The organism is Synergistaceae bacterium (genome assembly GCA_031267575.1).
Lineage (GTDB): Bacteria > Synergistota > Synergistia > Synergistales > Aminobacteriaceae > JAIRYN01.
Genome location: JAIRYN010000073.1, coordinates 103839 through 118832, shown reverse-complemented (window position 1 = coordinate 118832; position 14994 = coordinate 103839). Strand labels below are relative to the sequence as shown.

The following is a 14994-nucleotide window of genomic DNA, read 5'->3' as shown; positions in this document are numbered from 1 at the left end:
AAAACCTCTACAAACGCTTTTTCCGGTTCTTTGGGTAAAGCACCGCCGTGTTCACTCACCTAAACCTTTATTGTCTGTGAACTCGTCCAATCGCGGCTATCAAAATGTGTACTTTTTGATAAAATCCCAGAATTGAAATTTGGACTCAAAATTTTGGAATAATTATGGTATAATACCTAGGAAAAATTTAGCTATTTTGCTGTTGCTAGCCAGTGATAGGAAGGCTGTCAAAAAGTACACCTTTTGATAGTCGCAATTAAATAAGCTCACAGACGATACAGATTTAGATGATTGAACACGGCGGCGTTGTACCCACAGAAAACGTATCTGAATTTACAGCGCTCGCCAAATGATGAGCGATTGCTTTACGATAAAACGACGAGCAAGCCAACGCCTTCATCTGTGTTCAATTTTAGTCGTGGGAGTATGTCAAAGGAGGACATTATCACAGACAAACGATACAGCGATACAGAAATGGCTCCCTCACGGGAGCCATTTTCGTTGAATGTTGGGTACACGCGGATCATAAAAGCGCTTATCCCAAACCAAGGAAGGGGGCAAAACTCACATGACTGACGGTAGCCAGGTGCTCATCACCGGGAACGCGATGGTCAGGATCAAAAATAGGAAGATCAGAACAACGAAGGGAAGAACGCCCGAAATGACATCCTTCATAGTGATGTCGTCTCTGAGGCTGTTGATAACATAAAGATTCATTCCAACGGGGGGCGTGATCAATGCCATCGTCATGTTCACCGTCAGGATGATGGCGTACCATATCGGGTCGATGTTCAGGACCGCCAGAAGCGGTGTTACTAGGGGCATGGTCAGAAGGACGATCGATACCGTCTCCAAGATGCACCCCAGAACGATCATCAGTGCGTTCATAGCTAAGATGAACATAATCGGAGAGAGTTGAGAGGAAATAATCAGTTCCGTCAGCTTCTGCGGAATCTCCAGCATCGTCATGACGCGGCCGAAAAGCACAGCCCCAGCCACAACCATAGCAATCATACAGCTCGTTCCCACTGACTTCAGACAGATGGTCGGAATATCCTGGAAACGGATCGTGCGATAAATAACCAGCGTGACGAAGAGACTATAGACAAGCCCGATAGCGGCGGCTTCCGTTGGAGTGAAGGACCCGGAGTAGATGCCTCCCACGATTAAAAACGGCAGGAGGATTCCCCAGAAATTCTTCAAGGTTATCTCGAATCGCTCTTTCCAGGAGGTACGAGGCATCGAAGTAAAACCGCCTCGCGTGCTTTTCCAGACGGCATAGGCAATGAATATCCCCGCAAGTATAAGCCCCGGAATAATCCCGGCCATGAAAAGCTTTCCCACCGACTCCTCCGTGATTGAGCCGTAGAGGATCAGGGGAATGCTCGGAGGGATCAGGATTCCCAGAGTCCCCCCTGCCGCTAGAAGTCCCAAGGTGAAACGTTTGTCGTAACCCCGTTCCGTCAGAGCGGGGAAGGCCACCATGCCGATGGTGGCGGCTGTTGCGGCTCCAGATCCGGTGATTGCCGCGAAGAAGGCACATGCCAAGATCGTCGCGATGGCGAGACCTCCGGGGAGATGGCGCACCCAGGCGTTCATGACCTCGAATAGGTCGTCACCGATATGTCCGTCCAGCAATATCTGGCTCATCAGGATATAGAGGGGAATGGCGATGAGGACGAAGCTGTCCATGGAAGTAAAGATCGTGTTGGCGACGAGTTTGATCGGAAGCCCGAACTGTAAAATGAGCACCACCGACGTCACACCCAGCGAGAAAGCCACGGGCAACCCCAGCAACAGCACGAAAAGGAGCAACAGTGTGACCAGCACAAAAGCGCTCATTGCCCATCGCCTCCCCTCAAAGTCTGAACACGGTCCACGAAGATGAACGCGAATTGAAAAGTCAACAGCACGAATCCCAAAAGGAGAGCGCACTGCGGTATCCACGTCGGCACCCTCAACAAGGTGGCCGATACCTTGTTGAACCTGAAAGATGACTGCATCATTTCCCACGCCTGCCAACTGACGACGGCGCTGAAGGCGATGCCGGCAAGACTCGTCAGGGCATCCAGCGCGCATTGCGCCTTTTGAGGAAGCCGCTCGAAGATTAGGTCGATGCGGACATGCTTTCCCCGCATCAGCGTGTAAGCGCTGCCTGCCAACATCGTCCATGTGAAAATATAGACGGACGTTTCCTCAGTCCATATTGTGGGCGATCCAAGGAAATAACGGCAGACGACCCCGTAGGCCAGAATCAACCCCATCAGCAGAATACCGAGTCCGCACGCGTACCCTATCGCCAGGTTGATTTTTTCCACGTACAAACGTAATGTTTTCATCTGTAAAAAATCGCCATCTTAGAGGTCAATCCGCGAGGTCAATCCGCGTTTTGGGCCATTTCCAGGAGCTGCTTGCCGATGTTGCCCGTCTTTTGAGCGAAAGAGTCGCGAACTGGGAGGGTCGCTTCTTGGAATATTTTGCGCTCGGCTTCGTTGAAGGTATATATTTCAACTCCAGAGTTCGCGATGACCTTTTGGGCCTCGTTCTCCGAGTCGGCGATGGCTCCGCGAATCCAGGTCTCCGTGTCCTGCCCCGCCTTCAGAATGACTTCTTTTTCTTCTGCGGAAAGCTCGTTCCACCAGTCCAAATTCGCCTGAACAGCGAACTGGGCCGTAGTGTAGTTGGCGAGAGTCATGTACTTTTGGACCTCATTGATTTTACGAGAGACCGCGGCGGGCATTCCCGTCGTCGCGCCGTCCACCGTGCCACGCTGCAACGCCATGTACATCTCGGACGAACTCATGACTGTAGGGGCCGCTCCCAGAATTTGCAGAGCCTCGGCGTCGGCGCCACTGAAGGAGCGCATAGTCAGGCCCTTCATATCATCGGGTTTCGTCAGGGGACGCTTGCTGTTGAAGAACTGAACATAACCGTAATCCACCCAAAAGAGATTTTTGACGCCCTTGCTTTCGAGTTCTTTGTCTAACAGTGCGCTCGCGCCGGCATCTAGAAATTTTTTGATGGAACTCAGATCCTTGAAGACAAAGGGCATCTCGAAAATATCGATGGCCGGGATCATGCCCGACCATTTGTTGGTCGCAACCAAACCGGTGTCGATAAGGGCATCCTGAAGCGCTTCCACGATCTCTGTGTCTTTATAGAGCTGAGCAGAGTCGAAAATCTTGCACTCGACCTCACCGTTCGAGTATTCTTTGACCTTATTTGCGAAGAGGACGAGCCCTTTGGAAATATGGTGTGACGCGGGAAATTGATTTGACAACCAAAATTCCATTTTCGCCTCCGCGACAACCGGCAAAAATGCTGCTCCCAAAACCAAAAGCGGTGCGACGCAACAGAACATAAAACCCAACTTACCTCGACACTTTTTCATAATACAGACCTCCTAAAATAAGTTTTGGGACTCCACCCCATACTCCGCCGGGGCTATCGAAGATTTATGGGCCCAAGCGGCACGATCCTTGAGCTAGGTAACTACAGAAAAAGATGCCCAGCTTGGCTGGAATATCACGCGAAATGGCTAATATTTTCGAAAGATTTACCCCCGTTTCGACCTCTATAGAATTAATATTAGCATACGCACAGCCCCGACTTTGCCAAGAATACGGTGAATCGAGCATAAAATTGAGCATAAAATCGAGCACAAAATTGATACGTTCGGAATCTTCTCTGAATAAAGGGAAGCGATCATGGATGCCCAATTATGCGCAAACTTTTCAGCGTAATTCAGGATTGACGTATGATATCATACTGTGAATAAACGCGACTCCGAGACAGTTACGCTTGTGAATCAGCTCCACAAAACGAATGAGCGATTCATGAACATTATAGAGGGGGGTTTTTGTCTTGAATTTGAGAAGTCATACCGTCACTAAAGGAGCAGATCGCGCTCCACACCGTTCTTTGTTTAACGCCTGTGGGTTTACCGCGGAGGAAATAAATCGTCCTCTAATCGGCGTGATTTATGCTTTCAGCGAAATTGTTCCCGGCCACATCCACCTGGATAAGCTGGCGGAAGCCGCGAAGGCAGGCGTCTATATGGCTGGTGGAACACCGATCTTGATGCCGGTGATCGGCGTGTGCGACGGTATCGTCATGGGACACGGTGGGATGCGATATTCTCTGGCTTCTCGGGAGCTGATCGCCGATTCGGTAGAGACTATGGCGGCTGCGCACTGTGTGGACGGACTCGTTTTGATCCCCAACTGTGACAAAATCATTCCAGGAATGATCATGGCCGCGGCACGCCTCAATATCCCCTCCGTCCTGGTCTCTGGAGGCCCCATGTTGGCGGGCAGAAAAAGCGACTCCAAAGGTGGCTTCGAGGCCATCAACCTCAACACGAACTTCGAGGCGGTGGGGGCGCTCAAGGGCGGACTGATCGACGACGCCGAGCTTCGTCGTGTTGAGGAAACATCCTGCCCCACCTGCGGATCTTGCTCTGGCATGTACACAGCCAACTCCATGAACTGCCTGGCTGAGGCCATCGGCATCGCGCTTCCTGGCAATGGCACGATACCCGCCGTCTATGCGGCCCGCACTCAGCTCGCCAAACACGCGGGCATGAAGGTGATGGAACTCCTGGAACGCGACATCAAACCTCGCGACATCATCAACGAAAAATCCATTCAAAACGCGCTGGCGGTGGACATGGCACTGGGTTGCTCCACAAACAGCGTACTGCACCTTTTAGCTATCGCCAACGAGGCCGAGATTCCACTAAACCTCGAAAAAATCAACGAAATTAGCGGCCACGTCCCAAACCTTTGCCACCTGGCTCCCGCTGGGCATCACCACGTTCAAGACCTTCATGAGGCGGGGGGTCTTCCTGCCGTGATGAAGCATCTCGCGGAAGCCGGCCATGTGGACGCCTCCGCCATAACCGCGACAGGCAAAACCGTCGGGGAAAACGTTCGCGACGCCGTCAACAGAAATCCAGAGGTGATTCGCCCCCTCTCGAACCCTTACAGTGCCGCCGGGGGCATTGCCATCCTATGGGGAAATATCGCGCGCGGCGGTTGCGTCGTTAAACAGAGCGCAGTGGCTCCCGAGATGATGGTTCACTCCGGCCCAGCCAGGGTTTTCGACTCGGAAGAACAGGCGATCGATGCCATCTTCGGGGGCAAAATCAAGGCGGGAGACGTCATCGTTATCCGCTATGAAGGTCCGCGAGGGGGTCCCGGTATGCGTGAAATGCTGGCGCCGACCTCGGCTCTGGCGGGCATGAAACTCGACAAGAGCGTCGCGCTTATCACCGATGGGCGTTTTTCGGGCGCGTCCCGGGGCGCTTCTATCGGACATGTCTCTCCGGAGGCCGCTGAAGGGGGGTCGATAGCCTTGCTCAGAGAGGGCGATGTCATTGAAATCGATATACCGAAGCACAGCGTCAACGTCCGAATTTCGGACGAGGAGCTTCAGAGCAGATTGAAAGACCACACGATTCCAGCTCCGCGGGTCTCGCGCGGTTGGCTAGCGCGGTATTCGAGTCAGGTGAGTTCCGCGAGTACCGGAGCCGTAATGCGTTTTAATGGCCTAAACAAGTGATGTACGCATAAAATAATAAATCATAAAAAATCATAACGGAGGTGTTGTATTGTGAGGAAATATGTTGTGAGAGAATTTTTGTGTATGACAGCATTCTTGGCGATTCTTTTCACGACGACAGGGGCTGGATGGGCCGCCATCGACTTGAAACTCGGCCACGCCATCAACGAAAAAGACGTTTTCCACGAGGCGGCGTTGAAATTCGAGGAGCTAGTGGAGGCGCGCGCCAACGGCGAGGTCACGGTGACGGTCTACCCGAACGCGAAACTGGGCGACGAGCGCAATCTATTGGAAAGCCTCAAGATGGGCACGGTAGACATGGGGATCATCACCGGCGGCCCGGTCATCAACTTCCTCCCTAGTTTCGGAGTGTTGGATCTGCCATTCCTTTTTTCAACCCCGGAACATGCGTATAAAGTGCTGGATGGCCCCATTGGACAGGGATTTTTCGCGGAAATGGAGAAACTAGGTTGGAAAGGCCTCGCCTACGGAGAGCGCGGTTTCCGTAACCTAACCAATAGCGTCCGACCCGTCGAGAAGCCAGAGGATATCAAGGGCTTGAAGGTCCGCGTCATGCAGAACCCTATCTATATCGACTCGTTCACGGCGCTGGGAGCGAACGCCGTTCCGATGGCCTGGACCGAAGCGTTGACGGCTCTGCAACAGGGAACCATCGACGGACAGGAGAATCCGTTGAACGTCATCGCGGCCTATAACATCAACGACTCGAACAAATACCTCTCGATTACTCGCCACGCGTATGCTCCCAATGTGATCCTCATGAGCATGAGAACGTGGAACAAGCTCACGCCCGAACAGCAGCGGATCGTGTCCGAAAGCGCGCTGGAAGCGGCGAAATACAATCGTACCATCGACAACGAGATGGAAGCCGAGTGGTTTCAGTCGTTGAAAGACAAGGGAATGCAGGTCTCGGAGCCCGACCTGTCTCTTTTCCGAAACGCGGTGAAGAGCGTCTACGAAAAGTATGAGCAGGAGTACGGCAAAGACCTCATCCAGTCCATACTGGACACAAAGTAGGAATATGGCATCGGTGGAATCCCGCCGCTCGTTGCTAGGATGGTTGAGCGACGGTATGAATTCGCTCTGCGAAGTGGGTTTGTTTCTGACGTTAACGCTGATGACCGTGGTGACGATCTTGCAGATTGTTTTTCGGACTTGGTTTAAGTCGCTGACCTGGTCGGAAGAGGTGACGTGCTTTTTGTTGGTGTTTGCCTCTTTTCTGGGAACGACGATAGCCTTTAAGCGTGGTTCCAACATCGCCGTCACCTTCATGCTGGATGTGCTGCCAAAGCCCGTCAGAAAAATCATGATGCTTGCCATAGAGTTGACGGGGATCGTCTTCTTCGGAGTAACGGGGTGGTATGGCGCGGAGTTCTGTATCGCGGAGAGGATGCAAATGGCCTCGTCGATACCGATATCGATGGCCTGGATGTACCTCGTTTTTCCTCTCACCGGAACGGTGACGATACTGCATCTGGCAGCCCACGTCGAGAACTTGCTGAAATACGACGTCCCCATTGTCAAAAAGGCTTCGGGTGCTTGATATGGGCGTCGTTCTATTCTCCTCGTTTTTTTTGTTGCTTATCTTCGGTGTCCCCATAGCGCTTTCTATCGGCGTTTCGGCTATGCTGGTCATGGTGTTGTCGGAGATGCCTCTTGAAGCGCTGCCTCAGACGCTTTTTGCTGGCGTCAGCTCGTTTTCGCTGGTGGCGGTTCCGTTTTTTGTGATGGCGGGTGATATTTTGGCCCATGGAGGCATATCCGACCGCATTGTAGCCTTTGCCGAGGCCGCTATGGGGCGTCTGCGGGGAGGCCTTGCCATCGTGTCTATCGTGGCATCGATGTTCGTCTCCGCCATATCCGGCAGCGGGGCCGCCACCACGGCGGCGGTGGGGTCCGCGCTTCTGCCGCAGCTCAAGAAGAAAGGATATGATCTGGATTTTTCGGCCGCGCTCATCGCCGCGGCGGGGACAATCGGCGTTGTCATTCCGCCAAGCGTCCCGATGGTGCTCTATGCGGTCATTGTCGGGGTGCCGGTGAGCAAGCTTTTCATGGCGGGTTTCATTCCCGGCTTCTTGATGGGCGGTAGCCTGATCTTATACGCGCTTTATGTCGCTAAAAAGCGGAACTACCCTGCCGGTGAGGCTGTCGATGGGAAGGAAAAACGCAAGCGCTTCGTCAACGCGATCTGGGGTTTGATGACCCCGGTGCTGATTTTGGGTGGGATCTTCTCCGGCTACTTCACGCCGTCGGAGGCTGCCGCTGTGGCGGTGGTCTATTCCCTGTTCGTGGCGGTATTCATCTACCGGGCCCTGACCCTGAAAGCGGCCTATCGCCTCGTCATTAACTCTGGAGTCACCAGCGCCTTGATCATGTTCATCATCGCGACGTCGAAAATTTTCGGGTGGCAGCTCGCGTTTTACGAGATCCCCGACAAAATCGCGGCCTCCGTTCTACAGGCAACGGGCGGTACGTCGTTTATGGTTTATCTCGTGATTACGGTGATCATTCTCATCGCAGGTATGTTCATGGAGACTGCGTCCGCCCTGATCATTCTGACTCCAATCTTTTTGCCGGCTATTGTCGGCGTGGGCGGAAATCTGGTTCACTTTGGACTTGTTATTGTCGTCGGGTTGGCTATAGGGATGGCCACTCCTCCCGTTGCCATCGACATTTATGTGGCGAGCGCGATAACGGGCTTGACAATCGAGGAAGTGAGTCGCCCCATCTTCCCGATGGTGGCGGCATTGATCCTGGTCCTGCTCCTGGTGACCTACATTCCCTGGCTCTCGCTGGCTCTGCCGCGGTTGGTCTACGGTTCGTTGTAATTACGCAAACCATATAACGGAGGGGCGGTCTCGTGTCCCTCCGTTTTCGAGTCGAGACGCTCAGAGAGGCATGGTCACGCGTCTGGAGAGCTTATGGAACGCATAGCGACGCAAGATCCTTTAGATCCTTTAATCGGTCGGTCGGGCCCTGACGGTGGAAGATGTGGAAGATGAAGATATTTTCGCGAAAGCGGACGAAGAGCGTTTTATGTACGAGATGCGGGAGAAAAGCCGCCACGATTACAAACTTACCCGTAGCGGAGATTGAGGCATTGCGCAGATCGAATTAAATTTTATGATTCCGTGAGATAGAACCCTCTCAATCAAAAGTAAATGCCGTTGCCCTGCTTTTGGGTTGTCAATAGGTTGACACCGAAAGGATCATGGATGTATAATATAAAAGTATTCCACGATAGCTCAATCGGCAGAGCGGGTGGCTGTTAACCACTAGGTTCCAGGTTCGAGTCCTGGTCGTGGAGCCAAAAAAAAATCCAGATGTATTCAATATATATTTAAAACCCCTGCGGAAGCGGGGGTTTTGCGTTTTTAGACGTCTGGACGTCTGCGTATATTTCTTTCCCGCCTCAGTTCCCGCAGCCCCCATGCGGATATACTAGAGGTCTTCTTGAGGGCTACGGGTTATCTGTTACCCCAGTTTCGCGAGTTCTTCCCAAAGCGCTTTCTGTTTTTCCGTCAAGTCTTTGGGGATGGCGACCTCGACGCGAACGAAAAGGTCTCCGTTGCTATCGTTGCGTTTGGGGAGGCCCTTACCCCTGAGCCTCAGCTTTTGCCCGTTCTGGATTCCCGCCGGTAGCTTCATCTCGACACTGCCATCCAAAGTCCCGACGGAGACCATTCCTCCCAGGACAGCCCGCCAGGGCTCTACCTTCACCACGCGAATCAAATCATGACCCTCTACTTCGAAGACCGAGTGAGGCGTTATCTGCAAGGTCACGTAAATATCCCCGCCCTCGGGGGCCTTACCCGGCAGACGAATCCGCGACCCGTTCACGATACCTCGGGGCAGGTTGACGTTGATCGTTTGAGCGCGTTGTCCTGGGAAAACAAGCGATAGGGAGTGTGTTCCTCCCCTGGTCGCCTCTTCCAGCGAGAGTTGCAGGATTACCTCCCTGTCCCGTCGTTGAACACGGGCTCCGGTTCCCGAAAAGGCGCCTCCCGAAAAAGCACCCCCGAACCCACCGGTTCCGCCGGTTCCGCCGAAGATCGTTTTGAAGAAGTCGCTGAAGCTTGACCACTCGCCACCGAACTCCACCTGAGGTCCGCCGCCCTGCCAGCCTGGAGGTGGGGTAAAGTCTTGCCCCTGTTCCCAGTTCGCTCCCAGAGTGTCGTACTTAGCGCGCTTATCTGGATCTTTCAGGACTTCATAGGATTCGTTGATTTCCCTGTACCGGGCATCCGCGTTTTTCTCCTTGGAGACGTCCGGGTGATACTTTTTCGCCAGCTTCCGATAGGCTTTTCGGATCTCGTCCTGAGACGCCGTCCGCGTCACCCCCAAAATCTCGTAATAGTCTTTGTACTGTACGGCCATAATCTATCGCCTCTATTTTCTTTTCTTTAATTAATCAAAGAGTTTTTTGAATTTATCGATGATGCCCCCCTCTCCTATACCAACGGGAACCTTCATCTCCTTGGCCAGCTCCAAGATCAACTCTTTTTGTTTATCCGTCAGCTTCGTGGGCACGTCAATGGACACATGGATGTAGAGGTCTCCTCGCCCGCGGGGGCCGCGTAGTCGGGGCATCCCCTTGCCTCGGACCTTGAGGACGCGCCCATGAGCCGTACCTACAGGGACATCGATCTTCTCCTTGCCGTCGATCAGGGTGGGGATCTCTATGGACGTGCCCAACACCGCTTGGGGATAAGTTAGAACGAGACGGCTGTGGAGGTCGCCGCCATCGCGCTCGAACTCCTTGTGCCGCTCGACCTCGATCACCAGGAAAAGGTCGCCGTGAGGTCCTCCATTTATACCCCCTTCGCCCTCGCCAGAGATACGCAGCCGAGTCCCCATCTCCACCCCAGCGGGGATTTTAATCTCGATCTTGTGGTTCTGGCGTACCTGTCCGCGACTGCCACAGGTCTCGCAGCGTTCCTGGACGATTTTACCCTTGCCCTGGCACCTAGGACAGGTGGTGGCAGACACAAATCGTCCGAAGGGCGTGTTCTGAATAGATTCCACTTGTCCGCGTCCCCCGCAGGTGGAACAAGTCTGCGGAGCGGTCCCCGGTTTTGCCCCTGTGCCGCCACAGGTGGGGCAATTGTCCCATCTCGGAATATCTAGATTACGAGTCGCGCCGTTGGCAGCCTCCAGTAGCGTCACGGTGATGCCCATTTCCATGTCGGATCCGCGCCGAGGCGCGTTGGGATCGGCACGACGTCCTCCCATGCCCATACTGCCGCCAAAAACCTGCTCGAACAGGTCCCCGAAAAGATCCCCAAACCCGCCGTTGAAACCCCCCTCGAAAGGGTTTCCGCCAGCCTCGGTTGTTCCAAACTGGTCATAACGGGCACGCTTTTCGGGATCGCCTATAACGGAGTAGGCCGCGTTGATCTTTTTGAACTTCTCCTCGGCCTCCGGGTTGTTGCGGTTTGTGTCCGGATGAAATTGACGGACGAGCTGGCGGTAAACCTTTTTGATATCCGCCTGCGACGCGTCTCGCGCGACGCCCAATATCTGATATAGATCTTCCACTAAAAAACACCCCGCACCATTTCATTTCGCATGAACAAAAAACGGAGGGGAGACACTTCACCCTCACCCCTCCGCTCTCCTGATTATAACCTATCTCGTTCTCCGTCACTCGGCTCTGTGAACTCCGCGTCCACGGTATCGTCGGAAGAAGAAGAAGACGAAGACGAATTTCTAGAAGAATTTCCAGAGGAGGACTCACCTCTGCCCGGCTGCCCTTCCGCCTGCTGGTAGAGGCGTGTGGAAAACTCCTGAAGCGTTTTGTCCAGCTCGGATTTCGCGCTCTTCATACGACTCACATCACCCGACTCTAACGCCTGCTTCAGTTCCTCCACGCGAGAGTTGACTTTGCCCTTCTCATCGGCGGTCATCTTGTCCCCCAGGTCCGACATCAGCTTTTCGGCGGTGAAGATCGCGCTGTCCGCCTCGTTACGGGCTTCCGCGGCCTCGCGCTTTTTGTTATCCTCGTCCGCGTGGGAGTCCGCGTCGCCCTTCATGCGCTCGATCTCCTCTTTGGAGAGGTTCGAGGACTGGATCGTGATCTTCTGGTTTTTGCCGGTCCCCTTGTCTTTGGCGGAAACGTTCAGGATGCCGTTGACGTCGATGTTGAAGGTCACCTCGATCTGAGGAATGCCTCGAGGCGCAGGAGGTATCCCGTCCAGAACGAACTGCCCTAATCTCACGTTGTCGCTGGCCATAGCACGCTCGCCCTGGAGAACCATGATCTCCACCTGGGTCTGGTTGTTGCCCGCCGTCGTGAAAACCTGACTCTTGGAGACAGGAATAGCCGTGTTGCGTTCGATGATTTTGGTCAACACGCCGCCCAGGGTTTCGAGACCTAGGGAAAGAGGCGTAACGTCCACCAACACGATGTCTTTATGGTCGCCCTTCAGAATCGCCCCTTGAATGGCGGCTCCGGCCGCTACGCACTCGTCGGGGTTGATGCCTTTGGTGGGATCCTTGCCCAGCAGCTCTATGATCTTCTTCTGAACCATAGGCATACGGGTTGAGCCGCCCACCAAAAGAATCTTGTCGATCTCACTGATCTTAAGCCCTGAATCCTCGATGGCGCGTCGGGAGGGCGTGATGGTGCGGTCCATGAGGTCGGCGGTCATCTCCTCGAATTTGGCCCGAGACAGCTTCATCTCCAAGTGTTTGGGACCACTCTGGTTCGCGGTGATAAAGGGCAGGGAAATAGTGGTTTCCGTCATGGAGGACAGTTCCACCTTGGCCTTTTCCGCCGCCTCGCGCAGGCGCTGCATTGCCATACGGTCGTTTTTCAGGTCCACGCCCTCGGTTTTCTTGAACTCGGCCGTCATCCAATCCACGATGCGGTTGTCCCAGTCGTCACCCCCCAGCCGATTATCGCCCGCCGTGGCCAACACCTCGAAGACGCCCTCGCCCACGTCCAGGATGGAGACATCGAAGGTTCCTCCGCCCAGATCGAACACCAGAATCTTGTGCTCTTCTTGCTTGTTTTCACCGTAGGCCAGACAGGCAGCCGTGGGCTCGTTGATGATGCGCAGAACCTCTAGTCCCGCGATGGTTCCCGCGTCCTTCGTGGCTTGACGCTGAGCATCCGTGAAGTAGGCAGGGACAGTGATGACCGCCTGCTTCACCGGCTCGCCTAGGTAATCTTCCGCGTCGCGTTTCATCTTTTGCAGAATCATGGCCGAAATTTCCTGTGGCGTATATTTCTTGTCGTCGATGGTGACGCGGTGGTCCGTCCCCATTTCACGCTTGATGGAGATGACCGTCCTGTCCGAGTTGACGATAGCCTGACGTTTGGCAAGCTGCCCTACCAGGCGCTCTCCCTCTTTGGTGAAAGCCACCACCGAGGGCGTGGTTCTCATGCCCTCTGCGTTGGCGATGATGGTCGTCTGATCACCCTCTTGCACAGCAATGCAACTGTTCGTCGTTCCCAAATCAATTCCCACTACTTTAGCCATAATCTATTCCTCCTGAATTTTGATTTTTGATTACTCGTTTTTAGACGCTCTCATTTAGACGCTCTCAATTTACCCACTCGCACTTGGGTCGGGCGCAGAACGCGGTCGGAGGTCCGGTAGCCCCGCAGAAGTTCGCGCAAGATGATTCCGTCCCGCGCGGGATCATCGACGAACTCCGTCTCCATCGCTTCGTGTTGCAAGGGGTCAAAGCTCCCCTCTGCGGGGATCACCGTCACGCCTGAGTTTTCCAGGACTGACAAAAACTGGCGCTGCACCATGCGAACGCCCACCAGCACGTCCTTGGCCATTCCCTCTTCTGGAACCAGAAGCGCTCTGTCCAAGTTGTCCAGCACGGGCAAAAACTCCGAGACCTTGTCCTCGGCGACGAGCTTCCTGGCTTTGGCCCGGTCGCGTTCCATTCTCTGTCGATAGTTGTAGAGGTCCGCCCTGGCGGCAGCGAGCTGGTTCTTTAAGCTCTCCACTTCGTTGATTTCCTCCGCCTCTTCCTTGATTTCCGTCTCTGAAATGCCGGCGCCCGAAGTCATTTTCTTTTCTTCTTCTTTTTCTGTTTCTTTTTCTGTTTCTTCTTTTTCTTCTTCTTCGAGTTCGGTCTCCGTCTTTGCGTTCTTTGCGTTCCGCGTACGCGTATCGGAGACCTCGTGGTCGTCGATCATGTATTCCGGCATCCTTCTATCCTCTCCTTTAGATGATTTCTTTTTATCGCTTTTACTTTTTGCTTAAGGCATCTACCATGGCCTCCAGAATGTTGATGGAACGCTCGTAGTCCATGCGCAGAGGACCGATAAGGCCCAGCACGGCTTTTTGTTGCCAGGTTTGGGCGGGGATCAGGATCATGGCGTTCTCCCCCATGCCTTCCACGTCGTTTTCTTCGCCGATGCTGACCTTGAGGGATTCGCTTCGACGGCAGCTCTCGATTAACTTCGCCAGGGGTTTTTCCTGCTCCAGAAGGGATAGAACGGCCTGAAGCCGGCCTAACGTCTGGAAGTGGGGCAGGTTTAGAATGTGCTGCGCTCCACTGCTGAAAAAACGATAATTTTGCATGGTCAGGAAATTATCCAGCTCTAGAATCGCCATCCTGCACGCTTCTTCCGCGCTTTCGAGCCCGTTTAAAACGAAATCGTAGAGAACGCCTCGGATTTCGCTCCAGGTCCTGCCTGACGCCACGGTGTTAAGTCGGCGCGCCAGTTCCTCTACTACCAAGGGCTCCACCTCGCAGGGCAGGGTGAACTGGGAGTGATGCACCAGCCCTCCCTTGAGAACGATTAGCGCCAGAATATACGACCCGCCTAAAGACATCAAATCAATGTGCTGAATCTCGGTATTATCGAGCCCGGCCACGGCCGCAACCCCCACGTAACTCGTCAGACGGGACAACATGTGAGTGACGTAACTCAAAAGGTCCTCGATCCCGCTTCTCCGGCTTTCGATTTCCTGCTGCCACTCATTGCTCTCTCGAGGACGCAAACGTTCCCGAGAAGTCACGGAGTCCACGTACACCCGATAGGATTTCGCCGTAGGCAAGCGCCCCGCGGAAGTGTGAGGCTGATAGAAGTACCCCATCTCCTCCAAATCCGCCATTTCGTTACGTATGGTAGCGGGGCTCAGTCCCTTGATGTACTTCTTTGTGATCGTGCGTGACCCGGCGGGCTCCCCCGTCTTGATATACTCGTATACAACCGCCAATACGATTCCTAACTGTCTTTCCGTCAGCATGGGTTTCACCTTCCGAGTCTTATATTAGCACTCTATATAAGTGAGTGCCAATATAAATAACCTATGGGTAGATTAGCAATCTCGACTATAATTGTCAATACAAGTCAAAGAGATTTGAACAAGAATAAGGATTACTACGTACCGTGGTTTCGTGAGGGGGTTTCGGCTTACTTATTTATCGCATCTTTGAAAT

At 53.7% G+C, this 14994-nt stretch carries 12 protein-coding genes and 1 tRNA gene; 5 read left to right on the top strand and 8 right to left on the bottom strand.

The window, feature by feature from the left end; all coding sequences use genetic code 11:
• Positions 1-564: 564 nt before the first annotated feature.
• The 3 genes from LBJ36_12210 to LBJ36_12200 are packed head-to-tail and all read right to left on the bottom strand — an operon-like array spanning position 565 to position 3391.
• The gene (locus tag LBJ36_12210) at positions 565-1842 is read right to left on the bottom strand and encodes a TRAP transporter large permease (GenBank protein MDR1379796.1); all 1278 of its coding nucleotides are present in this window, start codon (positions 1840-1842) and stop codon (positions 565-567) included.
• Positions 1839-2339, bottom strand: a complete 501-nt coding sequence (locus tag LBJ36_12205; GenBank protein ID MDR1379795.1) for a TRAP transporter small permease — start codon at positions 2337-2339, stop codon at positions 1839-1841. Before LBJ36_12205 ends, LBJ36_12210 begins: the two co-directional genes overlap by 4 nt.
• Positions 2340-2377: 38 nt before the next feature.
• Positions 2378-3391 carry a DctP family TRAP transporter solute-binding subunit gene (locus LBJ36_12200; GenBank protein MDR1379794.1) on the bottom strand — a complete coding sequence of 338 codons (1014 nt, stop codon included), beginning with the start codon at positions 3389-3391 and terminating at the stop codon, positions 2378-2380.
• 479 nt (positions 3392-3870) lie between these two features.
• On the opposite strand from LBJ36_12200, the gene ilvD reads away from it, so the two are divergent.
• The 5 genes from ilvD (at position 3871) to LBJ36_12175 (ending at position 8893) form a co-directional block, all read left to right on the top strand.
• A complete protein-coding gene (ilvD, locus tag LBJ36_12195) occupies positions 3871-5562 on the top strand; it encodes a dihydroxy-acid dehydratase (protein MDR1379793.1) in 1692 nt (563 codons plus the stop codon).
• Between the two features lie 51 nt (positions 5563-5613).
• The gene (locus LBJ36_12190; protein ID MDR1379792.1) at positions 5614-6600 is read left to right on the top strand and encodes a TRAP transporter substrate-binding protein; all 987 of its coding nucleotides are present in this window, start codon (positions 5614-5616) and stop codon (positions 6598-6600) included.
• Between the two features lie 4 nt (positions 6601-6604).
• Positions 6605-7126 (top strand): TRAP transporter small permease, encoded by a 522-nt coding sequence (locus LBJ36_12185; GenBank protein ID MDR1379791.1) that lies wholly within the window; start codon positions 6605-6607, stop codon positions 7124-7126.
• Position 7127: 1 nt separating this feature from the next.
• Positions 7128-8411: a TRAP transporter large permease gene (locus LBJ36_12180; protein ID MDR1379790.1), complete on the top strand. Its 1284-nt coding sequence runs from the start codon at positions 7128-7130 to the stop codon at positions 8409-8411.
• A 406-nt stretch (positions 8412-8817) separates the two neighbouring features.
• Positions 8818-8893: transfer RNA gene (locus tag LBJ36_12175), tRNA-Asn, on the top strand.
• A 164-nt stretch (positions 8894-9057) separates the two neighbouring features.
• On the opposite strand, the gene LBJ36_12170 is transcribed toward LBJ36_12175, so the two are convergent.
• The 5 genes from LBJ36_12170 to hrcA form a co-directional block, all read right to left on the bottom strand.
• On the bottom strand, positions 9058-9960 hold the full coding sequence (locus LBJ36_12170) for a DnaJ domain-containing protein (protein ID MDR1379789.1): 903 nt from the start codon (positions 9958-9960) through the stop codon (positions 9058-9060).
• A gap of 30 nt (positions 9961-9990) precedes the next feature.
• On the bottom strand, positions 9991-11121 hold the full coding sequence (gene dnaJ / locus LBJ36_12165; GenBank protein ID MDR1379788.1) for a molecular chaperone DnaJ: 1131 nt from the start codon (positions 11119-11121) through the stop codon (positions 9991-9993).
• Positions 11122-11204: 83 nt separating this feature from the next.
• Positions 11205-13067: a molecular chaperone DnaK gene (gene dnaK / locus LBJ36_12160; protein MDR1379787.1), complete on the bottom strand. Its 1863-nt coding sequence runs from the start codon at positions 13065-13067 to the stop codon at positions 11205-11207.
• Positions 13068-13117: 50 nt separating this feature from the next.
• A complete protein-coding gene (locus LBJ36_12155; GenBank protein MDR1379786.1) occupies positions 13118-13753 on the bottom strand; it encodes a nucleotide exchange factor GrpE in 636 nt (211 codons plus the stop codon).
• 40 nt (positions 13754-13793) lie between these two features.
• Positions 13794-14801 carry a heat-inducible transcriptional repressor HrcA gene (hrcA, locus tag LBJ36_12150; GenBank protein MDR1379785.1) on the bottom strand — a complete coding sequence of 336 codons (1008 nt, stop codon included), beginning with the start codon at positions 14799-14801 and terminating at the stop codon, positions 13794-13796.
• Positions 14802-14994 lie beyond the last annotated feature (193 nt).